Raw genomic sequence first — 26,302 nt, 5'->3', positions numbered from 1 at the left:
AATCATACTAAAGTTTAAGAAAATGATTAACTTTACTAACGTATTCATTGACAGGATAACTGAGATAAAGATCACTAGATAAACGGATTGGATCACCAAAAAAATATCTTTCATACTGTGTTTGTCTAGTTCCAAAAGCACTCATAGATAAGTCCCATGCTAATCGGAAAATTTTAACCCTATCATAAGCAGGTTTTGTTGCGGATTGAAGATATTGATCTAAATCTTTACGAATAGGAGAGTGAAAAGATTGTTCTGTAGGTAAGGTAATCATCCCACTAGCTCCGATTAATTGCATAATTTCAATAAAACGTGGATAAATTTTAGAAAATAGATTTCCAGCTACCTTTAAAGGAAGCACATCAGGTCTCATGTTGCCCCATTCATCTAAAGAAGCATGGTTCTCTGATTTTTCTAACAAGGCTCTTAAGGTTTCAAGACCGATAATGATTTCTGACATTTTTTCTTGAATATGTTGATATTCTCTAACATTAATAGTTTTTATTAGTAATTCTGTAAGTCCTAATATAAATTCGGTTTTCACGATTTGTCGAATTAAAACTTGATGTTTGGCAAATGCATGGAAGGAACATTTCTCTAAAAATTCTTCTGCTACATCTCCATTATTATAAAAAAATACTCTTTCCCAAGGAACTAAAACATTATCAAAAACAACAATTGAGTCCATTTCTTCGTAACTGGAACTTAAAGGATGGTCAAAATCTGACTCTCCCCCAATAAATGAATCTCTACAAATAAATTTTAACCCTTTTGTATTCGAGGGTATGGAGAAGGCAAATGCTTCTTCTTCATTAAAAATGAATTTTCCAATACTAAAAACCAATACTTCATCAGTTAGTCCTCCTTGAGTGGCAAGAAGGCGAGCCCCTTTAATAACAATTCCTTGCTCATTTTCCGCTATTACCCTCGCTGCAATTGGTGATTCGCCATTTTCAAGGTGAAGTTGAGAACGATTTACTTGTGGTGTAATAAAGGTATGTGTAAAAGTTAAATCTTTTTCTCTTGCAGTTTCATATAGTCTAATAAGATTTTCAGGAAAGCTTTTCTCTTTTCCCTTTAAGTAATCAGCAGAAGATGCAAAGCTCATTAACACCGTATTTAAATAGTCTGGACTTCGCCCCATAATACCGTGAGTATGTGTTGCCCAGTGCTCAATCATTTTTCTTCTTTTTAGTAAGTCCTCTTTAGTTTTCGGTGCTAGGAAGGAAAGACCAACAGCATCTCCTGATATAGGAGAGGGAAAGGTCAGTTCATCTTTAATTTTTGGATTATGCTGTAAATCATAAAGTGCTGCTTTTGATAGTATTAACCCTTTAAATAGGGGATGTTCTGAAAGTAGCCCGCTAATTCGTTTTCCATCAGCCCAAATTTCAGGGTTCAATTGGTTTATCCTATCAATATATTGTTGCCCACTAATAGCCCCCATATTTTACACTCCCTAAAATTAAATTCTAAGGTTAAGTATATTCAGTAGTTGTTGAACAATTTGGGTAATACAATTTATTTTATTTAAAAATTACTAATTTGTTCCTTTCCTGGTTAGTATAATTGGATTGGGACAAAAAATTTTAATGTTCTTTGGATAAGTCAAAACAATGTCTCTTATAAATTGAAATAATAAAATAGAAGTTCGGGATGCAACGGGAGCAAATATTACACCTGAAAATAGCAAAATTTTTATTATTGCGATTTATAAATAATTAAACGTTTGCTAACAACAAAATTACCTAAAAAAATCTTTTAAAAATATGATTAAATAAGAGCTTTGAACTAATTTATATAAAAATAAAAGTTTAGCATTTAGAGTGGTCTGTAAGTATCTTTTTTGAATATAATATGAAACAGTTAAATGGAAATAAAAACTCTATAACACAAAATACAATGTGACAAATACAAAATAACCTGGAAATTAAAAATGAACATCTGTATAATAAAACCATCACGTGATGGTTTGGAGGGAAGTAAATTGGGATCGAGAAACTGAAAATTGGCGAATTAGCTGAAACCACTGGAATCACAAAACGCACAATTGACTATTATACAAATCTTGGCTTACTCAAAGCTGAACGTTCTACTTCAAATTATCGTTTCTATACTTCTGAAGCAATCGAACGTATTAAAATAATCGAAGAGATGAAAGCACAAGGCATGTGCTTAAGTGATATAAAACTTTCCTTTGAAAATTTAAATGTGCAAAAAGAAGAAATTGATATACAAGATATTTGTAATCAAATGACTTCATTGAAAAATGAAATTTCAACACTTGTACAAAAAATGCAACAGCAGGAACAATCAAAAAATGAATCCATTAAAGATAAAGTTTCATCAGAAAGTGTTGCATTAATGCAATCCTTATTATTACTTATAACCTAGGAGGTGAAGTCTTACTTTTTTAAGTAAGACGATGATTGACCGCACTGAATTTAACAATATTTGCAATTTTATTAGCTTTAACTGCATTTTTCGTGGCAACTGAGTTTGCCATTGTAAAAGTAAGACATTCAAGGATCGACCAATTAGTTGCTGAAGAGAGAAAAGGTGCTTTAGCTGCCAAGCATGTAACTACCCACTTGGATGAGTATTTATCTGCCTGTCAATTAGGAATTACTGTAACGGCATTAGGTATTGGTATGGTAGGAGAATCAACCTTTGAGTTTATCTTAGAGCCATTGTTTGGAATGTTTGGGATTGCATCAGAGCATATTCATTATTTCACTATTGCTGCTGCTTTTGTAATCGCTACATTCTTACACGTAGTTGTTGGGGAATTAGCACCCAAAACAGCTGCTATTCAAAAAGCTGAAACAATTACTCTTTCATTTGCAAAGCCAATTATGATTTTCTATAAAATACTTTATCCTTTCATTTGGTTCTTAAATGGTGCAGCTCGTATTTTAGTTGGAATTTTCGGCATGAAGCCAGCTTCTGAGCATGAGCTTTCACATACCGAAGAAGAACTCCGTTTGTTAATGACAGAGAGCTTTAAAAATGGTGAAATCAATCAAAACGAATTAAACTATGTAAATAATGTTTTTGAATTTGATGCTCGTATTGCTCGTGAGATAATGGTTCCAAGAACTGATATTATTGCTTTCGATAAAAAGGCAACTTATGATGAGGTTTTAACGACTATTCAAGAAGAGCGTTATACTCGTTACCCTGTTTATGAAGAGGATCGAGATAATATTATTGGGTTCATTAATATTAAGGATTTTTTAACACAGGGAATGACCAATCGCATTACGGTAGAAAACTTTAATATCGAAAATTTCATTAATCCAGTGATTTATACAACTGAGGTTACACCGATTCAAGTACTTTTAACCAGGATGCAAAAAGAACGAACACATATCGCTATTTTGTTAGATGAATATGGAGGTACCTCTGGACTTGTTACAGTAGAGGATATATTAGAGGTATTAGTTGGTGAAATTCGAGATGAATTTGACGATGATGAGATTCCTGAAATTCGTAAGGTAAATGATGGTCATTTTATTGTCTATTCAAAAATACTATTAGAAGAAGTAGCACGATTCCTGAACATTGAAATGGATAATTCAGATGTCGATACACTCGGTGGGTGGTATTACTCGCAAGATATGGAGCTAAAGCAAGATTACATCATTGAACATGCTGGTTATACATTCTCTATACACGAGATAGATGGACTTCAGTTACGCTATATCGAAATTAAACAAAATTCAAACTTAACAGTATAAACCTTTATTCGACCTCTTTTGTCTTATTGAGACTAAAGAGGTTTTATCTTTAGGCTTTTTTATTATTATTTGGACGCGGATGGGACTGTGTATATTATCTAGAGGGGGAATATTTTGAAGAAGCTCTTTAATCTTTTGTTCCTATGTTTGCTGGGAACGATGCTTGTGGCATGCTCAAATGATGAAAATTTCTTGATAAGAATAGATGTCCAACGCGTAGCAAGTGATGATTCTTTAGAGGATGAGGATATGATTCTTGATCTTATTACGTTAGATTCTATTAAAAGTCTACTAGAAGAAGTTAAATGGGAGCCAGAAGAAGAACCAGAGGATGCTGGTTCTGAGGATTTAATTGCCACTTTGTTTTATGCAGATGAAAAGGATAAGCCAGACGAGCTTTATCTATATAGAATTTGGTATAACTTTGACGATACAATCACTATAATCAGTAACAATGAAGAAGAGGGCTACGGCAAATTGGATGAGGAATATGCAGACAAATTAAAAAGTCTATTGGAAAGTGAATTGTGAAGTTCACTTTAAAAGAGGTGTTTCCTAAATGGGACACCTCTTTTAATTTAGGTTGAATAATTCGTTACCTTTATTTGGTTCTTTAATGCAATTTATCCCCATCATTTTCATAAACTTATTTTGGCCATTTTAACCCACCTATTAGGTACTTTATGGATATGGACTAGCATATATTGGGGCAAATATAGTTGGAAAATTGAATTATAGATTTTCTAACTTATTATATAGGTAGGTGGCTGAATGAAAAAATTATCCATCAATGAAGGATTATTGTTAACGGATATGGAAATCCAATACAAAGGGAGAAATTTACATTTAACTCGTGTGTTGATTGATACTGGTTCATCGAGCTCTATAATTTCATCAGAGATAGCTGAAATGATTGGGATTTTTCCAGAAGCAGAGGATCCAATTTATCGAGTGTATGGAATTGGCGGCTCTGAAATTGTCTATTCTAAAATACTTGATTCCATTCATATCGGCCAAATGAAGGCAGAGCAAATTGAGATGGAAATTGGTGAGATGGATTATGATTTTCAGTTAGACGGGATAATAGGTTTAAATTTGCTAATGCGTATGAAAGCATTGATCAATATTGAAAAACTTTTAATACAAAGTGAGAGTTAGATTCTTCCTTACCAAATAAACCCTTGGAGTAGTGATGAAAATGTGGACTCAAAAAATTATTGAAACAAAAAGAGGATCATTTGAATACTTTGAAAAAGGTGAAGGGGAGCCTTTAGCTGTTACACATTTATATAGTGAATATAGCCAATTAGGTAATACCTTCGCGAATCCTTTCACTAAGCACTACAAAGTCTATTTAATCAATCTTCGCGGGGCAGGTAATTCAGCCGCTGCAGCTAGTGAGAATCAATTCAGTATGGGAGAAGCTGTACTAGATTTAGAGGCAATTAGAGAAGCGTTAAATTATGATGAGTGGGGTTTTGCAGGCCATTCTGCTGGAGGGATGCTTGCTTTAAAATATGTAATTAGCTTTCCACAAGCTTTAACTAAAATAATAGCTGGTGGGGCGGCAGCTAGTTACGAGTATGCGAATGACCCGGATAGTATTTATTGCTCTCTAAATCCTAATTTTACTCGTATTCTAGAAATTATGGATGCCCTAAATAACCCGAATACACCGATAGAGGAACGTCGGAAATTAGGCTATGAGTGGGCATTAATGTCTTATGTTAGTGAAGAAAAGCTACAGGAATCCTTAAAGGTTCCAAATAGTGGTAAAACGGTTGGTCCGCGTTTAGATTATTTTAGAAAGATTGAATACTCGAATTTTGACGTACGGGAGCAATTAAAATCCGTTTCAATACCAAGCTACATATATGCGGGGAAGTTTGATGCACAATGCCCTATGAAATTCGGTGAAGAGATTGCAAGTTTAATACCGAATGCACACTTTACTTTATTCGAGGAAAGCAATCACTCACCGTATTCTGAGGAAGAAGATAGGTTTGAGGAATTCGTAAACAGTACCATGACAGTAGCAAGTCCATCTTAGGATGGGCTTTCTTTTTTGACGTGATGAAAAAGGATTTTTAAAATAAGATGTCGAATAAAGTATTATTACTATCTATACACTAAAGGAGTGGCATTCACTATGGAATTTATTCGGATTACTAACATAAATGACCCTTTATTTGCAAAATTGCATACGCTTTTAGGAGAGATCTTCCCTCCAGAAGAAGTATTAGAATTTGACCTATGGAAGGAACCGTTAGAGGATCCAAGTATCCGTGTTTTTGTTGCGGTTCACGAAGGAGAAGTTGTGGGTGCTACAGAATACCGCTATTACCCAGGTTGGTCAATTGCCATGACTGATTTTACGATTATTGGTAAGCCTGGTCAATCTATCGGGCGTTTTTTAGCACAGGAGCGACAAAAGGATTTAAACCGATTAGCTGAGGAAAATGGCGAAGTTTTAAAGGGTGGATTTGCCGAAATTTATAATCCTTATATGATGAAGGAGGAATTTGATTTTGGTGGCGTGATGCCAATGAATCCTTATGTTCGTCGTGAGGTTTTATCGCATCTAGGCTACAAAAAAATCGATTTCTCATATGTTCACCCATCGTGGAAAAATGATGGAGAAGCTGTATCGGGATTAGATTTTTGCTTTATGCCAACAGATGGAGCTTTAAGTGAAATTCAAGCTTCATTAGTTATTGATTTTTTGAAAAATTACTACTCAGTTTTATCAAATAAACCAAAGCAATGGTTGGAGATGATTGAGAATTTAGAGGCACAAGAGACATTGAGGCTCTTACCTCTATAGGCTTTAACTTCTTATAAAGTTTAATAGTGCAGTGGGGAATTCTATGCATAATAGAAATCCCCCACTTTTTTTATGAAAAAATATTTTACTTTCCCCTGAAAATATAAAAGCCTCAATTCCCTTTTATGAAGCGGACAGAGCGATTTAGCAGCATACGAACAAAATTCCTTAATAATTTGTCAGAATTTATCGATATTTAAGACTAGTATGTTAATGAAAAAAGTGTAATATTAATCTATAGAAAGTTTATTAGAAAAATTTTTTAATTTTTAAGTTTAATGGGGGCTATAAACAATGTTTGACATCAAAACAGAACTAACAACAAATCCAAAAGAAAAACCAGCTCCGGAAGAGTTAGGTTTCGGTCATTTTTTCTCTGACCATATGTTTATCCTTGACTACACTGATGGAGTGGGGTGGCATGATCCTCGTATCGTACCCTATCAACCGATTTCTCTAGATCCTTCTGCAATGATTTTCCATTATGGTCAATCTGTTTTCGAGGGCTTAAAGGCTTATGTTACTGTGGATAATGACGCTTTATTATTCCGTGCAGACCAAAACTTTAAACGTTTAAATAGATCTAATGAACGTCTTTGTATACCAGCAATTGATGAAGAGCTAGCATTAGAGGGCTTAAAGCAATTAGTTACAGTAGATCGTGATTGGATTCCAAATAATCCAGGGACTTCACTGTATATTCGACCTTTCATTATTGCTACAGAACCAAACTTAGGTGTACATCCTTCTAAAAAATATCATTTTATAATTATAATGTCTCCATCTGGTTCATACTATAAGGAAGGTATTAATCCGGTGAAAATTTTGGTTGAAGAACAATTTGTCCGTGCCGTAAAGGGAGGAACTGGAGAGGCGAAAACTGGCGGAAACTATGCCAGCGCCTTAAAGGGACAAGAAATTGCGAGTCGTGAAGGTTATGCTCAAACTTTATGGTTAGACGGTAAGGAAAATAAATATATTGAAGAAGTTGGAAGTATGAATATCTTCTTTAAAATTAATGGTATTGTGATCACACCGGCTTTAAATGGCAGTATTTTGCCTGGCATAACTCGTGATTCCATGATTCAGGTGTTGAAATTCAAGGGTATTCCAGTTGAAGAAAGACAAATTTCGATCGATGAAGTGGTAGAAGCTCATCAAAATGGAACACTTGAAGAAGTGTTCGGTACTGGGACAGCTGCAGTAATTTCTCCAGTTGGAGAGTTAAAATATTTAGATGACAAAATGAGTATTAACAAAGGTGAAATCGGTGAAATTTCACAAATGCTTTATGACACATTAACAGGTCTTCAATACGGTTCCATTGACGATACCTTTGGGTGGACAATTAGATTATAGATATTTGCTAAAACGCGGTCAGCTCTTTTGCTGGTTGCGTTTTTTATTGTTGCTGAATACGTTTTTAACTTCTTTTTAAACAATTACAGAATATGAATTCTGACAACGGTCAAACTAACAAAGATTAAATTAGGAGAGGAGTGTTATACCATGAAGGAGCATAAGCAGCCACATGAGCAGTTAACAGTACAAGACAATCAACTAACTGCAACACAAGAAGTTCTATACCATGATGAATTTAAACGTGCAGATAGTGCAACAAAACGAGATAATCAAAATAAACAAAAAAAGAATATGTAACAAATCGCCCCAAGGCAGGTAGCTGCTTTGGGGTTTATAATTTCCCTTTACTTTTATACATATTAACCTTCACATACGAGACAGTAATAGATTGCAAGTAATAATGTCTAATAGAAATCCATATAATAGTATTAGCTTTTTAACATGAATTATTAGTTTGTAAAATTAGGCATAAATAGAAAAAATATTTCTAGGGGGAGTAGGAATGGATTTACAAAGCAAAATAGCTATCGTTACTGGTGGTGCATCTGGATTAGGTCTTGCTACAGTGCGCAATCTTCATCAAAAGGGTGTTAAGGTTACTATTTTTGATATTAATGAGGTAAGAGCGAAAGAAATTGTGGAAGAGCTAGGAGATAATGTTGCTTTCGCCTCTGTAAATGTAGCTGATGAGGCATCGGTAAAGGCTGGAATCGAGCAAACAGTGCAGCAATTTGGAGGTCTTCATATTTGTGTGAATTGCGCGGGGATTGCTCCTCCTGCTAAAACAATTGGTAAAAAAGGGATTCACTCATTAGAGCATTTTAAAAAAGTAATAGATATTAACTTAATCGGTACCTTTAATGTAATTCGATTAGCTGCTGAACAAATGGCAAAGAATGAGTCAATTACAGAAGATGGAGAAAGAGGAAGTATAGTGAATACAGCTTCCGTTGCTGCTTTTGATGGGCAAATGGGTCAAGCAGCATATGGTGCAAGTAAAGCTGGAGTAGCAGGAATGACTTTGCCAATAGCTAGAGATTTATCTGAATTTGGCATTCGCATCAATACTATTGCTCCTGGGCTTTTCCATACACCAATGGCGGCGGGTCTATCTGAAAAAATAGTAGAAAAATTAGGCAGTATGGTAGAGTTCCCCAAACGGCTTGGAAAAGCGGAGGAATATGCTGAGTTAGTTCAATTTTTATTAGAAAATAATTATATTAATGGGGAAGTGATTCGATTAGATGGCGGGATTCGAATGGCTCCACGTTGATTGAAAATTGGAGGGGTGTCACCAATATACAATATAAGGCAAGAACCAAAGGGGGATTTTTAGGGAAATGAGAGAGGTCGTAATTGTAGAGGGTGTCAGAACAGCTGTGGGTAGACGAAAGGGAGCGCTCTCGGGCATTCGTGCAGATGAGCTGGCTGCAGTGGTTCTAGATGAAGTCGTAAAACGTGCGGGTGTAAATAAAGGGGATGTCGAAGATGTAATTTTAGGCTGTGTGACTCAAATTGGGGAGCAAGGTTTAAATATTGCAAGAGCTTCTTTGTTAATAGCAGGCTTCCCAATACATGTACCTGGTGTAACGATTGATCGACAATGTGGTTCCAGTCAGCAAGCAGTACACTTCGCAGCACAGGCCATAGCGTCAGGGGATATGGAAATTGTAATAGCTGGTGGAGTTGAAAGTATGACACGTGTACCTATGTTTTCAAATAGCTTAGGTGTAGAACCAAGCTCAAAGCTAACTGACAAGTATTTGATTGTAAATCAAGGAATCTCATCAGAGTTGATGGTCAAAGATTATGGATTTAAGCGAGAACAGCTTGACGAATATTCTGCAAATAGTCATTTAAAAGCACTAGCTGCCATTAAAGAGGGAAGATTTGAGAAGGAAATAGTTCCTGTACAAATACAACAGGAGGACGGAACAACAAAGCATTTTTCAGTAGATGAAGGACCTCGTGAAGGTTCCACTGTTGAAGTACTTAGTCAGCTAAAAACAGTATTTTATGAAGATGGTGTCATTACTGCAGGTAATGCTAGCCAAATTAGTGATGGAGCATCAGCTGTTCTTTTAATGTCACGTGAAAAGGCGGACCAATTAGGAATTAAACCAAAGGCACGTATAATTGCTCGTAGTGTTGTTGGTTCTGATCCGACTTTAATGTTAACAGGTCCAGTTGAAGCCTCGAGAAGAGTTTTGGAAAAAGCGAATTTATCTATTAATGATATGGACACATATGAGATTAATGAAGCGTTTGCTCAAGTACCTCTAGCTTGGTTAGAGGAGTTAGAAGCTAATCCTGAAAAACTAAATCCAGACGGAGGGGCAATCGCACTTGGTCATCCATTAGGCGCAACTGGAACGAAACTTTTGGTTACTCTTATGAATCGACTAGAGCGTACAAACCAACGTTATGGTTTATTAGCAATTTGTGAGGGGATGGGGATGGCAAACGCAACCATTATCGAGAGGCTGACATAAAAATTCATATCCAATTGTAACTATTTCAATTCCATTAACTACCAATCTGGTACTTGATGTTCTATAATGAACTAACAAGTAAAAATGAAAGCGAGAACTATTAAATTGAGTAATCACGATAAATACCTACTGAAAAACTTTTCAATTGGGTTACCGAAAATCATGACTTATGAAAATGAAAAACAAGTAGAAACGGCCATTTGTAAGGAAGCAGTTATTGAAGCATTTCTAACAAAGAATGGTTTTGTTGGGGATGGTGTTGCGGATTTAAAGAACCATGGGGGACCTGACCGTGCTGTTTGTGTCTATCCATTTGAACATTACGCACTATGGGAAAAGGAATTTGGTATTACATTGCCAAAATCAACCTTTGGAGAGAATATTACAGTGACAAATATGCTTGAGGCAGATGTATGTATTGGAGATATATACAAGCTTGGAGATGCAGTAATTCAAATTACACAAGGTCGTGTTCCCTGCAGCACGATCAATAAAAGAGTCGGGCTTCCATTAATAATGAAAAGGATGGTGGAGACTGGTTTTACAGGGTACCTTTGTCGTGTATTAGAAGAAGGAAATGTGTGTGCGGATTCAAAAATTACCTTAATAGAAAAACATCCAAAAGCTATTTCAGTTCTTTTTGGCAACGAAGTTTATTTCAGAAGAGCAAAGGATGCTGAAGCTATGAAAACTCTTCTATCCGTGGAAGAGCTTGCAGGAGAATGGAAGGGGTATATGACGAATAGATTAGCAAAACTAGCCTCATCCTAAAAAAATGCGTACTCAGTTCAGCTAATTGAACTGAGTATTATAATGTGCTGATTAGTAAAAAAGTAATATTTTTACAAACTCCAATAAAAAATTCGGAAAATCTGTAACTTTCTTGTCGTTTTTATAGTCTATATTATGAGAGCAATTTACATAAAAATTTTGGACATATGAAAAGTTAGCTAAAACGTTTTGAGGTGATAAAATGGATAGGGATTTTATAATCCGAATTATTTCAGAAAATTTCAAGAATTTGAGAAGAGAAAGTCACTATACACAGGATAAGATGGCAGAAATAGTAGGGGTCTCCAAAAAAACAATCATCCAAATTGAAAAAGGAAGAGGGCTAGCAGATTGGACAACATGCATTGCAATTTGCGCTATATTCCGTGAAAGTGACATACTACATAAAATTTTCGGTGGGGATCCTTTAGAGGTAATTGAAATTACTGTTCAAGATGTGAATATCAGACCGCAGGAAAAAACGATGGGCGGACATATCATGTGGAAGAACATAACTGAATATAAAGGCTTTAAGCTTCAAAGAAATGTAATAAGTAAGCATTTTCGAATTTTAGATGAAGAAAATTATCGCTTAATCAGTACTTTTAATGAAGATGTGGCACATGAGATGTGGCAAGATATTCAAAAGACAATTTAATGATTAAGCTAATGCTTATAGATTGAAGAAGTTTTGCAAGATTGGTTACAAAACTTCTTTGTATATCTATTAAATCAAATCATCAGGGAATATTATAATATTTTATATAAATAATATTCATTTGTTGGTGCTCCATCAATCATTAGTGAGTGTACCTTTTCACCTTCTAATACAAAGCCCATTTTTCTATATAAATTAAAAGCTCTATCGTTTTCCTTGATCACTGTTAGTTCAAGACGAGTGATTCCGTTTTGTTTAGCCCAAATAAATAATTGCTCAAATAATGACTTTCCAATGCCTTTTCCTCGGAATTCTTCTAGTAAGCCAATAACGATATACGCCCGATGCTGTGTTCGCTTAAGGTTATTCCCAATAGCAGCGATAAACCCGGCAAGTTCTTCTTCAACTTCTGCTACTAACATAATCGAACGGTTATCTGCCAGGATTTTTTCTATGAATTTCTCTTGCTGTTCTAGAGTAATCTGTTTTTCACCTGGTTCATAAAGCATAAAACCAGACTCATCAATTTTCTTATTTAAATTAAGATAATTTTTTGTATCCTTTAATTCAATCGTACGTATTTTCATGGAAACTACCTCCCTTTATTTAGATAGTTTACCATATTTATCAAATGAGTCGCTGCTAAATTTTAATGTAGAATTCCTCACTAATATAGTCATACTAATTAGTAATTGATTTAAGGGAGAGAACTACTATGCGAATTGAATTAGGCTTCGGGTTGGACATTATAGGTGATATTCATGCTTGTTTTGAAGAGTTTATGACATTACTTGATAAATTAGGCTATCAAAAAAATAGAGAAGGTCTATATATACATCCAGAAGGACGGAAAATACTATCTTTGGGCGATGTTATGAGTAGAGGACCACAGTCAATTGAATGTATGCTGTTCTTCTTAAGACATGTGGAAGCAGGCCAAGCTTATATGATTGATAGTAATCATGGATGGAAGATTGCCCGCTGGTTAGAGGGAAGAAAGGTTCAATTGAAGCATGGTGATGAAAATGTTCAAAAGGAATTTAAGAATTATGAGTTAAAGCACGGTAAAAAAGAAACTTTAAATTTAAAGGCAAGGCTGAAAACATTACTTATGGATGCACCCTCTCACTATATCGTCTCTAATGAAGGTGAAGATCTAGTTGTTTGTGCACATGCAGGTATTAAAGATGAATATATAGGTAATGAAAATTCAAGAATAAAAGACTTTTGCCGCTATGGAGATGTAGCAGGGATGGATGAAAAGGGAAAGCCAATAAGAAGAGACTGGTTTAAAGAGCATAAAGGAGACCTACTAATTTTATGGGGACATGATCCAAAACCTGAGCCACTTTTAATTAACAATACTCTTAATATTGATCAAGGTGTTGTATTTGGAGGCAAGCTTACATGTTTTCGTTTCCCAGAAAGAGAGTTTGTGTTTGTAGAAGCATTGGAAAACTACTCAGGTAAAACTGGAGCAGATAATCCGATTGGAAAATAGCTTCTTTATGAAAATGTGGTCATTGTTGCATAGCACGATGACCCATTATGAACTAATAAAGGAAGGAAGAAATATTAAATTTCTTAAATTTGTAGATATTTAATGTAAAATTTTATAAAATATGTGTAACTTTTAATCTATAATTATGTCAGATTATTATGAAAAGTATATATGTGATACATAGAATAGGGGACTGGGTATGTTAAAGGATCTATCAAAAGAGCAGTATCAATTCATACTAAAAGAAATACAGCAGTTTTTTTTGAATGAAAGGCAAGAAGAGTTATCTGAATATGAAGTCGAAAAAATGCTTAAGTTTTTTAATGAAACAATATCACCGATTATTTTCAATACAATTATAAATGATGTATTTAATGCAATTGATAAACAATGCCAAAATTTAGAGGAAGAGCTATTAAAGCTAAAGCTACCCGGCTTGAGTAAATCATTAAACTAAATTAAAAATGTCCTACTAGTATGCAGCTTAACAACTAGTGGGACATTTTTAATTTAATAGTTTTTAGTCAAAGAAGAATGCTCCGACATAACCAAGCAGAAGAACAAACCCAAAAATTACGAAACTAACCAATGAATTAGTATGCAGCATTAATTGTGAGGCAAGCATTGGACCGAAGCTTGCACCAATAAAAAGTATAAAAGCATTAAAAAGAATGGCTGTTCCTCTTTGTGCGGCACTATTTTTATTTATCAGTGAAATATTTACTGGTACTAGTAATGCTATACAAGCAATGAAAAATAAGCTGAATAGTATAGACAAAATCGGATTAGGGCTAATCGCCATTAAGAATAATGAAAGCGAAGCCACTAACAAGCTGCACTTAACAGACTGTACTACACCAAATTTTCTCGTTATGTTATTAGCGAAAAGACTTGTTGTAACAGCAATTAGACCCGTTGCTCGTACAATAAGTATCTGTTCGTCAGTGAAGTATAAGGGTTTAGCTGCTAGGTATGTCCCCAAAATTGTATACATACCTATTAAAGAGAATAGCAGCATAAAAGATATAAGGAACGAAATACAAAGAGAACGATTTATAAATAAGTTTTTAATATTTATAAAGTTTGTTAAGATGCTATTTTCATGTTTAACTCTCGTGTCTTTGGGTAAGTAGACGATAGTAAGGATGGAGGTAACAATATAAAATAGCCCCAGTAGTAAAAATATGTAGTGCCAGCCAAAAGTCTCTTGGACAAGTGTGGAGAAAACCTGGGCGACTACACTAGCAATCAAAAAAGAAGAAGAAACAAAACCTAAAGCTTTAAGTCTTTTTTCAGCAGGTAAAACGTCTGCTATATAGACTAACGAAATGGGAACAAAAGCAGAAGCACCCATAGCTTGTAGGATACGAAGTATGAGAAGTAGCTCATAATTTTCGACAAATCCGCATAAAATGGTGATGATTGTAAGAAAGGTAATTCCATATACTAAAAACACCTTTCTACCAAATCGATCTGAAAGCGGTCCATAGATTAAGCTTGAAAAGGCATAGCAAAGGGAAAAGGCACTGCTTAACCAAATAGCTTTCGTTTCATTGATAGAAAACTCAGATATCCAGGTTGCTGTAAGAGGGATTGTAATATACATGGACATTAAGATAGTAAGTCCAGCAAAAGTTAATATAAATGTAATTAAAGGGTAGTTAACGGTTTTGAGATTATCATCATTCATAAAAAAACTCCTTTTAGAAAGAATTTAAACCCAGTTAGACAGATTAACTCTTGTCTAACTGGGCTCATAATCGGATAGATATTGTATTGTATTATTAATAAAAATTCCTCCTTAACCCTTAAGCTACTTTATGACTGTATATATTAAGCAATGCATCGAGTTCCTGACTACAGGTTACAGTTTCTGGATGTGTGAAACCTAAATTATTAGCTTTCTTATACATATCTTTTCTTTTCATCTCAATTAGTAGCTTTAAAATTTGTCTGTAAAATTTACTTCTCATTCAAGTAATCCCCCATGGTTTAGTATTATATTAATTGCTTAATATAATTTGTTAACTTTAGTAATTGTATATTACTTCTTTTGAAAATTATGTCGGTTCGTGGTTGATAAATGAAAATTCACATTTTTGTCACATTTAGCATTAATATTCTATAATCGTTTTCTTCAACTCTGATGTGTTTAAGCTTTTAATTCTGCGTAAATCTAGTAACCACCTGATAGATAGTGATGAATTAAATATTCAAGACTTGTTTTTTATGGAAGTAGAAAGTCAATTTATTTTGTCAAAAAGACTCTTTTTAAAGTCGACAAAAACTCGAAAAATGACGATTTTTTTAGAAAAGAATGGGTTGAAATTTGAAAAATAAGCGCGAGTTAAATAGTTTGAAAATTTAAAATTTTTAAAGCTGTTAATTATATTGATATACCTATTTTGTACGCAAAATTAAGCTTTTCATTTACTTTTTCCTATTGTTAGAAGAAATTAGTTTATATTTATTAAATAAATTTAAAGAGATTATAGAAAATGTATAAAATAGTATACAAAGACTGTACTAAAATATTTTAATTGATAGGAAATTAATTTACAATATTTTTCTTTTTTAATATACTTATGGAGATTTTAATGAGAGAAGGTTGAACTATAGTGCAAACAATTCGAGTAATTACACAAGAACAATTAGACCAAGCATTCGAAATTCGTAAAGAGGTATTTGTTATAGAGCAAGAAGTTCCTTTAGAGGATGAATTTGATCAATTTGATCAGCTAGATAGTAATTGTAAGCATATTCTTATAATGGATACAGACAAGTGTGTAGGAACAGCGAGGCTTAGAGAGGTAGACGGAACTGGAAAGCTCGAAAGAATCTGTGTTTTAGAGCCATTTCGTAAGCTGGGGCTTGGAAAAGTAATTGTTCGTGAATTAGAGGAAATTGCAAAAGAAAAAGGATTAAATAGAGTGAAATTACATGGACAAACACATGCAGAAGCTTTTTATAAAAATCTAGGTTATGAAACTTCATCGGACGTCTTTATGGAGGATGGTATCCCACATGTTCTAATGACTAAAAAGATATAATTCTTTTGACATTTGAAATAGCGGAGGATATATATGAAATCTTGGACGAAGGATATTGTGATTGAAGTTCCTATTGAACAGGTATGGAATTTGTTAAATGGAAGCTTAGAAGATATGCAAAAAATAATGCCTGCTGTTGTAGCGCATGAGCCTGTTAAATTGACAGATGAAAAAATAGGAAGTATTTACCTTCAGAGGTACCGTGAAGGTAATCGCGAACAAGAATATGAAGTACAAACATTAGATTATATTAATGACGATTTTTTTAAAAAACTAAAGGTTGGCTTTACTTTAGCCAAGTTGTTCAAAATTACAGCAGAATATGAGTTAAAGAGTATTGAAACCAACAAAACAAATTTTAGATATACAACGACAAATACCCCTTTAAAATGGTTTTTAAAGCCACTAGTGAAATTTGCTTCTGACAAGGTAGTCGTTCAATTTGTTGAACGTGTAAAAAAGGAAGCAGAGCAACAAGCATTACAATCAAGCGGACAGCTTTAAAAACTGTCCGCTCTTTTTCATTTTAGGAGCATTACCTTACCAATAGTTTCTCCAATTTCTCCGTTAAAACAAATATTTCCTCAATTCGTAAAAAGAATTTTAAAAGTTTAAATCTCATTTTAATAAAAAATAATAATTTTAAATTCATATGTTTGTTAGTTTTGGACAAACTAAAGGGTACAACAAGAGAGGTGTTGTTATGATTATTGAAAGGTCTTCAAATTGGCGAGAGGACTTTATTGAACGCTTTGAGCAAGATGGTCCATGGGATAGCTGGACACTTTATAACATGAGCTATGAGATAGAAAAGATGAACTTAATACCTGAATTTTCAGGCCTACAGGCACCAAAATTTTTAACAAATATACAATTGCTCCCACATCAGGTAGAGGCTGCGCAAACCGTAATTGAAAAAATGAATGGAAAAGCAATTTTGGCTGATGAAGTAGGGTTAGGTAAAACGATAGAAGCAGGGCTAATTATGAAGGAGTATATGATTCGCGGAATCGTAAAAAAAGTCCTCATATTAGTGCCGGCATCCTTACAAAATCAATGGGTAACAGAGTTAAATATACGATTTTTTATACCAGCCATAGCTTATAGAAAGAACACGCCTATTGAGAGCTACGATGTAGTTGTAATGAGTATGGATACGGCCAAAAAGAGCCCGCATCGAGAGAAAATCTATGAACAAGACTATGACATGATTATTATTGACGAGGCTCATAAACTGAAAAACCATAAAACACAAATTTATGAGTTCGTACAAAGCTTAAAAAAGAAGTTTTGCTTATTATTAACGGCTACACCGATACAAAACGATATATTTGAAATTTTTTATCTTGTGTCATTATTAAAGCCGGGCCACCTAGGTAATTACGAGACATTCCAGGCTTCATTTGCAGCTACTAAAAACTCCATTGATGGGGAAAGGTATTTAAAGGAACTCGTAAATCAAGTGATGGTAAGGAATCGAAGACAGGATACCGGCATTGAATGGACAACGCGTAAGGTTGAAACTATTCCGATTCAATACACTCCTGAAGAGAGAGAGGTGTATGACATGATTAGTGAATTGAAAAACGTGTCATCCGTCTTTTCTAGCTCCTTTACTATGGTAACTCTACTTAAGGAGATGTGTAGCAGTAAGGAAGCAACATTCTTAACGTTAAATAAAATGCTGCAAAAAAGTATCACAAAAGAAGAACATGATTATATAGAAGAAATACTAGCAAAGCTCATAAAGCTAGAAATCAATTCGAAGGCTGAAAAAGTCATTGAAATTATAGAAAAGGCAAATGATAAGGTGATTATTTTTACCGAGTACCGCGCTACACAGGCATACCTCCAATGGTATCTCTATACTAAAGGCATTACGAGTGTATTATTTAACGGGAAGTTTAGTAAAAGTAAAAGAGATTGGGTAAAGCAATTATTCCGTCAACGAGACCAAGTCCTAATTGCAACTGAATCTGGTGGTGAAGGGATCAACCTTCAATTTTGTCATCATGTTATCAATTATGACTTACCATGGAATCCTATGAAGCTTGAACAACGAATTGGACGTGTGCATCGTTTAGGACAAGAAGAAGATGTGCATGTATATAATTTAGCCATTGAAAATACCATTGAGCAAAAGATATTGGATTTACTAGAAAGTAAAATTGACGTCTTTGAGAAAGTTGTAGGAGAATTGGATGATATTTTAACTAGGAAAGCTTAATTTTTGTAAATTCGAAATGAAATAAAGTTGATAGTGTAATGAACAAAAGGAGGAAGCATAAGGATGTATGCAGAACAAGTTCATGACTATTTAAAAACGTTTTTTAAAGAAACCGATTGTGAGATTGTATCAGACGAGGGACATATGCTTTCAGTACAATTAACAATTGATATGGACAAAAGAATTATGAATCGTCCATTTTATTGGCAGTATATCGAAGCAACGAATAGTCCAGCAAATCCAGCTCGGTTGAATTTAATAACAGATCGTACAAAAATCCAAAATCAGTTTTTAGGAGAAATTATCCACTTTGGATCTGGTAGACTACATCAAATATTTAAATCCACGAAAGAATTAGGTTCCTTTGTACGTATGTATCAGCATGGAAATGAAGGAAGTAAAATGCTAACTCCATACTTCTGTGTTAATTACAAGGTATCCTATTATTGCGACCAAACTAAGGAAGTGCTTTACTCTTTAGGAATTAACTTAATCAATGGTGAAATAGAAGATAATTTCCATGAATTTGTTACTAAGCTTGCGCTTAAGCCAACTATTCCAGAAAAAAGTTTTTGTCTGCAATATATTATAAAACCCAAAAGAGCCCTTGAACGTCTGGATTCCATGATTCAAAATATTATTCAAAATGATGACCATTCATGGGCGGAAGAAGCAAAAAAACGATGGGATAAAGAGCTGGAGGTCCTCGACTATTTCTATGAGGGAGTAGAAGAAAAACCAGAAAGCTATGAAATCGAAAAAAAGGGACTAGAAGAAAGATTTAACCCCCGCATAAAAGTAGAAATCATTAATGGTGGTTTGTTTTTCTTACAATAAAGGGAAATTAAACTTCTTAAATGCTCAAGTATTTTTTGAGCATTTTATTATGTGAAAAAACGATATTTAATTGTGCTTAAAGTGAATAGAAATCAGTCTGAATGGGATAACTTGATAGAAAAGAGCATCTTAGAAGGAGAAAACTTATCATGCGTAAAAATTACATCTATGCCATATTATCTATTGCATTAGTTATAGGTATTGTCGGATATTTTGCAATTGATACGACAGAACAAGCGCCTGTTGAGGACAAAGAACAATTAACAGCAACTGGTGTCTATTGGTCGTATACAGGTGAAACAGGACCTGAACAATGGATGAATGTGAATTCAAATTATGAAGCATGTGGGAGAGGTGAGCTTCAATCTCCTATTAATATTGAAATAAAAGAAACTGCAGATCAACAAGAGGCTGTAAAATTAGCAGAACAAATTTCACTTAACTATGACCAGGCGATTTTTGCAGTAGAAAATAATGGTCATACAATTGAAGCTAATTCGACAACCCTTGAAAACTCGTTATTAATAAATGATAAAGAATACAAGCTTACAGGTATTCATTTCCATTCACCAAGTGAGCATCAGTTAAATGGACAATATTTTGATATGGAGGCTCATCTGTACCATGAGTCAGAGGAAGGAAAATTAGCTGTTATTGGATTATTCATTCAAAGTGGGGAAGAAAATCAAATATTAGCAGAAATGTGGGACGAAATACCAACAGACGGTAAAGAAGCAGCGAAAATATTAAAAAATCCTGTTGATTTACAGCTACTATTACCAGAACAGAAAAGTGTTTACCAATATGTTGGTTCTTTAACAGCTCCTCCTTGTACAGAAGGTGTAAATTGGTTTATTTTAGAGCAGCCTATAGAGATGTCAGACAAGCAAATCAACCGATTCAGCTCCATATTCCTACAAAACAACCGACCAATCCAAGAGTTAAATGGACGAGATGTTTATAAATTTAATCTAAACTAAATAAAAACGCGATTGGGCTAAAATTCCTAATCGCGTTTTTAAAATTATTTTTTGTTTTTGTCTTTATTAAATGTTTCGACATCGATTAAACGGGCACCAACCTTATGCAGGATATCTTCAATTTCCTTGATTGCTGCCTCGTGAGCATCTTTACCAAGAGTTAGAATGACTCTTCTTAAGTACCAATTATCATCATCAAGTGTAAAAACACTATGAACAGAAGTTTTTTTCTTTACAAGGGTTAGGACTTTTGCCAATATTCCTTCTGTATCGGGCAATGCAATGGTTAATGCGTAGCTTCCCGTTTTGTAGCCCCATGCCTCTTCAAGTAATTCAAATACCTTTGAATGTGTAAGAATACCTGTAAAATTTTCTTCCTCATCGACAACAGCAAGATAAGGAAGCCTTTTGATTGAAAAAAAGCTTTCAAAAAATGAGCTTTCTTCAGAGATTGTTCCATCCTGATCACGTGCCAGCTCAATGATCGGAATTTCTTCCTTTTCATGCTCTAGCATATGCTCAAGAATTGATACTTTATAAGCGTTTCCGATAAATTTTTGTCCGCTATTATCCAATATTGGAATACAGCGGTAACCTGATTCTTTGAGCTTTTTAAGTACCTGTGCTGTTGTTTCGGACTCTTTACACCAAACAACGTCATTTTTCTTCAATAATCTTTGTTTAATAATCATTTTGTTCGTCCCTTCTAATTACAAAACTCAATACAAGCAAGCAAGATAGAGATTTGGGCAAATGAGTTTCATTATATTTTATAATATGAATAGCCTTTTGGAGATATACATAAACAAGGTATAAATAAATAAGAATTGTAAAAGATAAATGGACACAATATTGAAGGTTGTGTACAAAAAAATATTTATAGGAGGGGAACATGGGAATAGTATATCGACTTGCATTAGTTCTTGTTATTGTAGGTGCAATCAATTGGGGGTTAATTGGGCTATTCCAGTTCGACCTTGTGGCAACACTTTTTGGTGGCCAGGACACGGCTTTATCAAGAATTGTTTATAGTTTAGTCGGATTAGCTGGATTACTGAGTATCCCATTACTATTTAAGGCATATGAAGAAGACGATGTAGAGCTTACAAATAATAACCATAGTAATGCCTACACTAATATGAATTATCAAACTGAGTTTGGTGAGGAAGCTGATTTAAATGAAGTGCAAAGAAACCGTACTACTGACGTAGATCAAGCTACACGTTTTCCTAAAGTTGAAAACAAACGAGCATTAGAGTTATATGAAAATGATGGTAAAGGGAAAGACAAAGGGGATAAGGATAGCATGGTTTAGGTCATTTATGAGTGGGTAATTAAACATTACCCGCTTTTTTTATTGGAAAATTTTAAGCGGTACTCTCATAGAAGAGAATACCGCTTTTGTTCTTACTCTGCAAAAAATTCGAATTTTTTAGGAAGGGTTATTCCTAATTCTTGAAGGTCTAACTTCGCCTGCTCTACACGTTCTTTTACTTTTATTTTCGATGCATTGTCAAGCTTCTCAAAGCTTTCATGCATTGGATGCTTAGGTATTTCAACACCCAACTCTGCTAGTTTTTTATGTGCTTCTTCTTTTGTAATTTTACCTAATTTTTTATCATTGAAGATTGCTTTTGCTTTTTTCTTAGTTGCTTCGTCTAGGTTTTCAAATACTTTGCATTTTTTATGCTCTGGTGGCTCTACTCCAAGCTCTGTCAGCTTTTTATGTGCTTCTTCTTTTGTAATTTTACCTGATTTTTTATCTTTAAAAATGGCTTTAACTATTTCTTTTGTTTCATCATCTAACTTTTCCATTTGTTCATGGAACTTATTTTGAGGAATTTCAATGCCCATCCCTTTTAAATCTGCCTTTAATGAGCTTAAGACTTCATCGACCTTTGCTTTTGTCTCATCATCTAATTGATCATACTCATCATGGAAATCGTGTGTATGAGCGTATGCAGGTGCAATCGTTGTACCAAATAAGCCTATAGAAATAACGGCAGTAAGGAAATAAATCCAAAGATTGTTTTGTTTTTTCAATGTACTCACTCCTAAGTGTTTTATTTATTTTAAATAGGTAGGGAAGTGAAAAGAATCTAAAATCTCACCACCTTGATATCTTCTCTATCTGTTTCAATTCCCAATATAAAAAGTGACAAAATGAGTCACTTATCACATTTCATATTTTGTGTCACCACAACTAGAATAATGTAACTAAATTGAAATTCTTTTTCCAAATAAGTTATAAAGTAATTCCAACTTTTGAATGGTAACCCATATTTTGGGTAATAATATTTATAATTGGAAGAAAGAGGTGTTATAATGAGTTATGCACATTTATTGCTTGTATGTTTGTTAATGATAGGATCTATTGCACTGGTTATGTATTATTTAGGAACCAAAATTTCATATAATTACATACTGTATAATGGCTCAGTCAGCATCGGATCTGGGGTGGTTTTCTTTGTATTTAAAATCCTACTAACAATGGGAAAAGTCGGTCCAATTGAACAAGTATTAGATGTCGTTATTACTTTATTGCTTCTAACAGTTTGGCTTGTAATCCTTATTGAAACTTTTACTGTAGAAGTAATGGAAAATGGTCGTGAAATAAAAGCAAGCATAATTTCAATGGTGAAGTGGATAAAAATGGTAGAAATAAAAACCTTGCCACAGCAAATTATTCAGAAAATAAATATAATTTCTGTAAAAACAAAAAACTACATGGTTAAAAATAAGCTGACTATAAAAATTCAAAAATTAATTGGCGAGCAGATTAAGCAAAGAGAATTAAATAAAAGGGTGTGATCAATATTGAAGAAGGCTGTTTTTTTAGATCGCGATGGTGTAATCAATGAGGTATTAACAAGCCGAGTAAAATTTGTAAACAAACCAAGGGATTTTTATTTTTTGCCTGGTGTGCCCGAAGCTGTAAAAAAGCTAAATGAATTTTTTGATTATGTATTTGTGGTAACTAATCAAGGTGGCGTCGGGTTAGGTTTTATGAAGGAAGCTCAACTTATTAAAATTCATGAACATATGATTAGTGAATTAAAGAAATCAGGTGCAATAGTACATGATGTAGCCTATTGTGCGCATAAACCAAAAGCGGGTTGTGAATGTAGAAAGCCTGGCAGTAAAATGATTATAGATTTGGGGAAAAGGTATGAAATCGACTTATCAAAATCATTTATGGTAGGGGACACCGATACAGACATCCAAGCAGGGAAAAAAGCTGGAACAAAAACAGTATTTTTAGGCGAAATCGATCCAATTGCAGATGCTATTTTTCCAGATTTAGCTACTGCTGCTGATTGGATAATAGAGAATTCCAGAAATTAAAAATAACCACTTTTGATGTAGCCAAAAGTGGTTATGAAATGCCTCTATTATTTTCTTTTCTTTTTATCAAGAGCACTAACTAGAGGGACCTTCTTAATAGCTTCTAATTCTATTTGTACATGGTATTTGTTTTCTTGGACTTCACTTACTTGTGTAACAATTCCTTTTCGACCCTTTAATTTAATTTCAGAGCCCTCTGTCGGAACCTCATTTAATAATTTACTTATAAATAGTGTGTTTCTTTCATAAAAATGAACTGCGTACATAATCTATCTCCCTTCAACTAAATATACTTACATTCTATGAAGCTAAATTAATTGTAGAAGGGAGAAATATGTAAATAGAGAAATTTTTCAACCCAGTATCTCTTTTTAGTAAATAAAAAACTAATTCGTAGGGAGTACACGAATTAGTCTTGTAATTAAGATTCTCATTCTATTTTGTAACAGTTTCTTTATAATACTTATTTAATGTCATCAGAGCACTACCAATTCTCTCGTCCTCAGGGATAATCATTCTTGTAACACCGCGCTCCTGTAGTGCCTTTCCAGTAACTTTTCCAACAGGTAGGGCTAGCACATGATTCTCGAAAGCGTGCAGAAGCTCGCCATCCTGGTTGTTTTCTACTGCATAATTAAATAAGAAACGAACCTGTTGAATACTTGTAAATCCTACTGCATCTACTTTGCTTGTAAGTATTTCATTCATTATTTGATCCAAAACCTCTTTTTGAGGTGGAATATGCTCATAAGGGATTATTTCTTTAAAATCAGCCTGCTGACCTTTTAACCAATTGATGAGCTCTACTGCAGGATCGCCATAAAGTTGTACAGCAACAGTTTTATCTTTTAAATCATGGTCGTGCATTTCACGGAGTAAGCCTGAAATACTACCATCATCATCTCTCACAATAGGAACCAATCCTCTCTTTTTCAAAGCGTTTGCTGATTTATAACCTCGTATAGCAATATTCATCTTTTCAAGAGCTGCTTGCAAAGCTGCTTCTAACCCCATTTCAGCAGCGACTTCAAATAATTTTTCAAAGCCGATACCTGTTGTGAAAATGGCCCATTCAAAGTGACCGTTTATAATTTCTTTTACTTCAGAGCCAATAAAACTTGAATCAAAAAATACAGTTCCCTGTGCAGGGCGATGGACAGCACTTCCACCAAGCTGTCTAATAATATTTATTTGTTCATCTATTTTTCTTGTCCCTAATAACGCGATGCACTTGTGATTTAATCCACTCATCCAACATTCTCCTCATTAATTAATAATTCTATCTTAACAAAAAAATGAAAAAAAAAGAGAGTGTGTTAGGGAATAATACATTAAAGTACGAAATTAAAGCGAATTTTTTAACAAAGTGTGGAGTGCTTCATATTATAAATCATTAAGAGTGGATACATGTGGTATGCAGGAAGCTATTTAGCTGTATTAAGCGTGGGTATATTAATAAGTCAAAGACAAAAGATTATGGCTTATTGTTCCTTAAGGGTCTCTTTTAGCTCAAGTTTTTCATATTTATATAAATAGAATGGTGATTTTCTCATTCTAACAGTATGAAATTTTCAGCATATACTATTTCCAAGGGTGATGGAGAATGATAAAAGTTGGATATGATGCGGGACATGGTTATAATACGCCTGGTAAACGTACGCCAGATGGGGAAAGAGAATGGTCTTTTAATGACAAAGTAGCTCGTGCCTTTGCTAATGAATTAGCCCTGTATAAAGGAGTTATGACAAGAAGATTCGACGACCCTACTGGTCAAAGAGACGTCCCTTTAAATGAGAGAACAAATGGGGCAAATAATTGGGCAGCCAATTATTATATTTCCTTTCACCATAATGCTCTTGGAGGGCGATGGGGAAATCATACAGGCATTGAAACCTTCGTTTATACAACTCCGCAGCCTCGCAGTGTTGAATTAGCCGAAGCGATTCATCCGGCTGTGGTTAAAGCTTATGGTCTTAGTGATCGAGGCATTAAACGAGGGAATCTTCACATAGTTCGCGAAACAGCAATGCCAGCAATCTTAATCGAGGGTGGCTTTATGGATAGTTTGGTTGATATAACTAAGCTTCGTAATGATACAGTTCTTGCCAATGCAGGAAGGGCTGTCGCTCAAAGCTTTGCGAGGTTTGCTGGGTTATCTAGAGTAACAAGTCCAGAGGAGGAGTTAACTATGGCACAGTACGAGGAATTAAAACGATTAATCGAAGCTCAGGCTAATAGAATACAGGTTTTAGAAGCAATGGCTGGAGTTAGAGAACGTGCAGTTGCACCTGATCATAGAGTGGCATGGGAATGGGCTATAGATCAAGGCTTAGTTAATGGCTCTAATCCGAATAGACCATTAACTCGTGAGCAATTTGCTACAATCGAATATAGAAAAGCAACTCAAGGAATGTAATAGATAAAAAGATACAAAGATCAGCGCAATTTGTGTTGGTCTTTTTTATTTGTGCATGTAATTTCGTTTAAAACACATAATTAATATATTCTTTTAAAA

General features: G+C 34.3%; 31 protein-coding genes and 1 pseudogene. 24 read left to right on the top strand and 8 right to left on the bottom strand.

Going from position 1 to position 26,302, the window contains the following annotated elements; translation table 11 throughout:
• Positions 1 to 7: 7 nt before the first annotated feature.
• Positions 8 to 1,447: a 4-hydroxyphenylacetate 3-monooxygenase, oxygenase component gene (hpaB, locus tag LG296_RS10770; RefSeq protein WP_107933202.1), complete on the bottom strand. Its 1,440-nt coding sequence runs from the start codon at positions 1,445 to 1,447 to the stop codon at positions 8 to 10.
• A gap of 539 nt (positions 1,448 to 1,986) precedes the next feature.
• Here hpaB and LG296_RS10765 point away from each other — a divergent pair.
• The 13 genes and pseudogenes from LG296_RS10765 to LG296_RS10705 all read left to right on the top strand — a co-directional run.
• Positions 1,987 to 2,139, top strand: a pseudogene (locus LG296_RS10765) (MerR family DNA-binding transcriptional regulator); the annotation flags it as partial.
• 15 nt (positions 2,140 to 2,154) lie between these two features.
• Entirely contained in the window at positions 2,155 to 2,394 is a 240-nt protein-coding gene (locus LG296_RS10760; RefSeq protein ID WP_235867583.1) for a transcriptional regulator, read from the top strand.
• Between the two features lie 35 nt (positions 2,395 to 2,429).
• Positions 2,430 to 3,740: a hemolysin family protein gene (locus tag LG296_RS10755; RefSeq protein ID WP_107933206.1), complete on the top strand. Its 1,311-nt coding sequence runs from the start codon at positions 2,430 to 2,432 to the stop codon at positions 3,738 to 3,740.
• A 114-nt stretch (positions 3,741 to 3,854) separates the two neighbouring features.
• Positions 3,855 to 4,271, top strand: a complete 417-nt coding sequence (locus LG296_RS10750) for a hypothetical protein (protein ID WP_107933209.1) — start codon at positions 3,855 to 3,857, stop codon at positions 4,269 to 4,271.
• Between the two features lie 240 nt (positions 4,272 to 4,511).
• Complete coding sequence (locus tag LG296_RS10745) at positions 4,512 to 4,898, top strand: aspartyl protease family protein (protein ID WP_107933211.1); 387 nt, start codon at positions 4,512 to 4,514, stop codon at positions 4,896 to 4,898.
• 40 nt (positions 4,899 to 4,938) lie between these two features.
• The gene (locus LG296_RS10740; protein WP_107933213.1) at positions 4,939 to 5,790 is read left to right on the top strand and encodes an alpha/beta fold hydrolase; all 852 of its coding nucleotides are present in this window, start codon (positions 4,939 to 4,941) and stop codon (positions 5,788 to 5,790) included.
• A 99-nt stretch (positions 5,791 to 5,889) separates the two neighbouring features.
• Entirely contained in the window at positions 5,890 to 6,564 is a 675-nt protein-coding gene (locus LG296_RS10735) for a GNAT family acetyltransferase (protein ID WP_107933215.1), read from the top strand.
• 294 nt (positions 6,565 to 6,858) lie between these two features.
• Complete coding sequence (locus tag LG296_RS10730; RefSeq protein WP_107933217.1) at positions 6,859 to 7,923, top strand: branched-chain amino acid aminotransferase; 1,065 nt, start codon at positions 6,859 to 6,861, stop codon at positions 7,921 to 7,923.
• Positions 7,924 to 8,073: 150 nt separating this feature from the next.
• Positions 8,074 to 8,223, top strand: a complete 150-nt coding sequence (locus LG296_RS10725) for a YfhE family protein (protein WP_107933218.1) — start codon at positions 8,074 to 8,076, stop codon at positions 8,221 to 8,223.
• 205 nt (positions 8,224 to 8,428) lie between these two features.
• Positions 8,429 to 9,199 carry a 3-hydroxyacyl-CoA dehydrogenase gene (locus LG296_RS10720; protein ID WP_107933220.1) on the top strand — a complete coding sequence of 257 codons (771 nt, stop codon included), beginning with the start codon at positions 8,429 to 8,431 and terminating at the stop codon, positions 9,197 to 9,199.
• Between the two features lie 67 nt (positions 9,200 to 9,266).
• Positions 9,267 to 10,418: a thiolase family protein gene (locus tag LG296_RS10715; RefSeq protein ID WP_107933222.1), complete on the top strand. Its 1,152-nt coding sequence runs from the start codon at positions 9,267 to 9,269 to the stop codon at positions 10,416 to 10,418.
• A gap of 84 nt (positions 10,419 to 10,502) precedes the next feature.
• Positions 10,503 to 11,189: an MOSC domain-containing protein gene (locus LG296_RS10710; protein ID WP_107933224.1), complete on the top strand. Its 687-nt coding sequence runs from the start codon at positions 10,503 to 10,505 to the stop codon at positions 11,187 to 11,189.
• 202 nt (positions 11,190 to 11,391) lie between these two features.
• On the top strand, positions 11,392 to 11,847 hold the full coding sequence (locus tag LG296_RS10705) for a helix-turn-helix transcriptional regulator (RefSeq protein WP_107933226.1): 456 nt from the start codon (positions 11,392 to 11,394) through the stop codon (positions 11,845 to 11,847).
• Positions 11,848 to 11,939: 92 nt separating this feature from the next.
• Here LG296_RS10705 and LG296_RS10700 read toward each other — a convergent pair whose 3' ends face one another.
• On the bottom strand, positions 11,940 to 12,434 hold the full coding sequence (locus LG296_RS10700; RefSeq protein ID WP_107933228.1) for a GNAT family N-acetyltransferase: 495 nt from the start codon (positions 12,432 to 12,434) through the stop codon (positions 11,940 to 11,942).
• A gap of 128 nt (positions 12,435 to 12,562) precedes the next feature.
• Between LG296_RS10700 and LG296_RS10695 the strand changes: the two genes are divergently transcribed.
• Both LG296_RS10695 and LG296_RS10690 read left to right on the top strand, forming a co-directional pair.
• The gene (locus LG296_RS10695; protein WP_107933230.1) at positions 12,563 to 13,348 is read left to right on the top strand and encodes a metallophosphoesterase; all 786 of its coding nucleotides are present in this window, start codon (positions 12,563 to 12,565) and stop codon (positions 13,346 to 13,348) included.
• Between the two features lie 199 nt (positions 13,349 to 13,547).
• Positions 13,548 to 13,805 carry a DUF2164 family protein gene (locus LG296_RS10690; protein ID WP_107933232.1) on the top strand — a complete coding sequence of 86 codons (258 nt, stop codon included), beginning with the start codon at positions 13,548 to 13,550 and terminating at the stop codon, positions 13,803 to 13,805.
• Positions 13,806 to 13,868: 63 nt separating this feature from the next.
• Here LG296_RS10690 and LG296_RS10685 read toward each other — a convergent pair whose 3' ends face one another.
• Positions 13,869 to 15,038, bottom strand: a complete 1,170-nt coding sequence (locus LG296_RS10685; RefSeq protein WP_107933234.1) for an MFS transporter — start codon at positions 15,036 to 15,038, stop codon at positions 13,869 to 13,871.
• 118 nt (positions 15,039 to 15,156) lie between these two features.
• A complete protein-coding gene (locus tag LG296_RS10680; RefSeq protein ID WP_107933236.1) occupies positions 15,157 to 15,321 on the bottom strand; it encodes an aspartyl-phosphate phosphatase Spo0E family protein in 165 nt (54 codons plus the stop codon).
• A gap of 645 nt (positions 15,322 to 15,966) precedes the next feature.
• Here LG296_RS10680 and LG296_RS10675 point away from each other — a divergent pair.
• The 5 genes from LG296_RS10675 (at position 15,967) to LG296_RS10655 (ending at position 20,442) form a co-directional block, all read left to right on the top strand.
• Positions 15,967 to 16,398 carry a GNAT family N-acetyltransferase gene (locus LG296_RS10675; RefSeq protein WP_107933238.1) on the top strand — a complete coding sequence of 144 codons (432 nt, stop codon included), beginning with the start codon at positions 15,967 to 15,969 and terminating at the stop codon, positions 16,396 to 16,398.
• Positions 16,399 to 16,431: 33 nt separating this feature from the next.
• Positions 16,432 to 16,902, top strand: coding sequence for an SRPBCC family protein (locus tag LG296_RS10670; protein ID WP_107933240.1), 471 nt, complete (start codon positions 16,432 to 16,434; stop codon positions 16,900 to 16,902).
• Between the two features lie 199 nt (positions 16,903 to 17,101).
• Positions 17,102 to 18,625, top strand: coding sequence for a DEAD/DEAH box helicase (locus tag LG296_RS10665; protein ID WP_107933241.1), 1,524 nt, complete (start codon positions 17,102 to 17,104; stop codon positions 18,623 to 18,625).
• 63 nt (positions 18,626 to 18,688) lie between these two features.
• Positions 18,689 to 19,462, top strand: a complete 774-nt coding sequence (locus LG296_RS10660) for a YqhG family protein (protein ID WP_107933243.1) — start codon at positions 18,689 to 18,691, stop codon at positions 19,460 to 19,462.
• A 149-nt stretch (positions 19,463 to 19,611) separates the two neighbouring features.
• Complete coding sequence (locus tag LG296_RS10655) at positions 19,612 to 20,442, top strand: carbonic anhydrase (RefSeq protein WP_107933245.1); 831 nt, start codon at positions 19,612 to 19,614, stop codon at positions 20,440 to 20,442.
• A gap of 44 nt (positions 20,443 to 20,486) precedes the next feature.
• Here the strand turns inward: LG296_RS10655 and cbpA are convergent, their stop codons facing one another.
• Positions 20,487 to 21,134 carry a cyclic di-AMP binding protein CbpA gene (gene cbpA, locus LG296_RS10650; RefSeq protein ID WP_107933247.1) on the bottom strand — a complete coding sequence of 216 codons (648 nt, stop codon included), beginning with the start codon at positions 21,132 to 21,134 and terminating at the stop codon, positions 20,487 to 20,489.
• Positions 21,135 to 21,334: 200 nt separating this feature from the next.
• On the opposite strand from cbpA, the gene LG296_RS10645 reads away from it, so the two are divergent.
• On the top strand, positions 21,335 to 21,757 hold the full coding sequence (locus tag LG296_RS10645) for a DUF378 domain-containing protein (RefSeq protein WP_107933249.1): 423 nt from the start codon (positions 21,335 to 21,337) through the stop codon (positions 21,755 to 21,757).
• Positions 21,758 to 21,849: 92 nt separating this feature from the next.
• On the opposite strand, the gene LG296_RS10640 is transcribed toward LG296_RS10645, so the two are convergent.
• Entirely contained in the window at positions 21,850 to 22,485 is a 636-nt protein-coding gene (locus LG296_RS10640; protein ID WP_107933250.1) for a hypothetical protein, read from the bottom strand.
• A gap of 282 nt (positions 22,486 to 22,767) precedes the next feature.
• On the opposite strand from LG296_RS10640, the gene LG296_RS10635 reads away from it, so the two are divergent.
• Together LG296_RS10635 and LG296_RS10630 are read left to right on the top strand one after the other, a co-directional pair.
• Positions 22,768 to 23,253 (top strand): hypothetical protein, encoded by a 486-nt coding sequence (locus LG296_RS10635; RefSeq protein WP_107933252.1) that lies wholly within the window; start codon positions 22,768 to 22,770, stop codon positions 23,251 to 23,253.
• 6 nt (positions 23,254 to 23,259) lie between these two features.
• The gene (locus LG296_RS10630) at positions 23,260 to 23,787 is read left to right on the top strand and encodes an HAD-IIIA family hydrolase (protein WP_107933254.1); all 528 of its coding nucleotides are present in this window, start codon (positions 23,260 to 23,262) and stop codon (positions 23,785 to 23,787) included.
• A gap of 47 nt (positions 23,788 to 23,834) precedes the next feature.
• Here LG296_RS10630 and LG296_RS10625 read toward each other — a convergent pair whose 3' ends face one another.
• Together LG296_RS10625 and LG296_RS10620 are read right to left on the bottom strand one after the other, a co-directional pair.
• Complete coding sequence (locus tag LG296_RS10625) at positions 23,835 to 24,053, bottom strand: hypothetical protein (protein WP_107933255.1); 219 nt, start codon at positions 24,051 to 24,053, stop codon at positions 23,835 to 23,837.
• Between the two features lie 169 nt (positions 24,054 to 24,222).
• Positions 24,223 to 25,038 (bottom strand): uroporphyrinogen-III synthase, encoded by an 816-nt coding sequence (locus tag LG296_RS10620; RefSeq protein WP_107933257.1) that lies wholly within the window; start codon positions 25,036 to 25,038, stop codon positions 24,223 to 24,225.
• A 352-nt stretch (positions 25,039 to 25,390) separates the two neighbouring features.
• Between LG296_RS10620 and LG296_RS10615 the strand changes: the two genes are divergently transcribed.
• Entirely contained in the window at positions 25,391 to 26,203 is an 813-nt protein-coding gene (locus LG296_RS10615) for an N-acetylmuramoyl-L-alanine amidase (RefSeq protein ID WP_107933259.1), read from the top strand.
• Positions 26,204 to 26,302 lie beyond the last annotated feature (99 nt).

Source organism: Ureibacillus chungkukjangi (assembly GCF_044795995.1).
Taxonomy (GTDB): Bacteria; Bacillota; Bacilli; order Bacillales_A; family Planococcaceae; genus Ureibacillus; species Ureibacillus chungkukjangi.
The sequence above is the reverse complement of the archived record's forward strand: the minus strand, read 5'-3'. Positions and strand labels throughout refer to the sequence as shown.